Here is a 537-nt window from a genome sequence, read left to right as displayed (position 1 = left end):
GTTATAACGGTTCATATCACCTTACCGGCGCTTATCGCAGATTAGCACGCCCTTCATCGCCTCTGACTGCCAGGGCATCCACCGTGTACGCTTAGTCGCTTAACCTCACAACCCGAAGATGTTTCTTGTGATTCATCATCGTGTTGCGAAAATTTGAGAGACTCACGAACAACTTCCGTTGTTCTGTGTTTCAATTTTCAGCTTGATCCAGATTTTTAAAGAGCAAATATCTCAAACGTGACTCGTAAGTCAGTTTTGAGATATTAAGGCAGGTGACTTTCACTCACAAACCAGCAAGTGGCGTCCCCTAGGGGATTCGAACCCCTGTTACCGCCGTGAAAGGGCGGTGTCCTGGGCCTCTAGACGAAGGGGACGTATCAGTCTGCTTCGCAAGACGCCTTGCTATTCACTTTTCATCAGACAATCTGTGTGAGCACTGCAAAGAACAGTTCTTTAAGGTAAGGAGGTGATCCAACCGCAGGTTCCCCTACGGTTACCTTGTTACGACTTCACCCCAGTCATGAATCACAAAGTGGT

Annotated in this window: 1 tRNA gene and 2 rRNA genes; all 3 read right to left on the bottom strand. The window is 47.7% G+C overall.

Annotated features, from left to right (window positions below):
* A 23S ribosomal RNA gene (locus J4613_RS22510) occupies positions 1–105 on the bottom strand; the annotation flags it as partial.
* A 193-nt stretch (positions 106–298) separates the two neighbouring features.
* A tRNA-Glu gene (locus J4613_RS22505) sits at positions 299–374 on the bottom strand.
* An 85-nt stretch (positions 375–459) separates the two neighbouring features.
* Positions 460–537, bottom strand: a 16S ribosomal RNA gene (locus tag J4613_RS22500); the annotation flags it as partial.

The organism is Salmonella sp. 32020114201800008SM (assembly GCF_017572025.1).
Taxonomy (GTDB): Bacteria; Pseudomonadota; Gammaproteobacteria; order Enterobacterales; family Enterobacteriaceae; genus Salmonella; species Salmonella enterica.
This window is presented reverse-complemented; position numbering and strand designations above follow the sequence as displayed.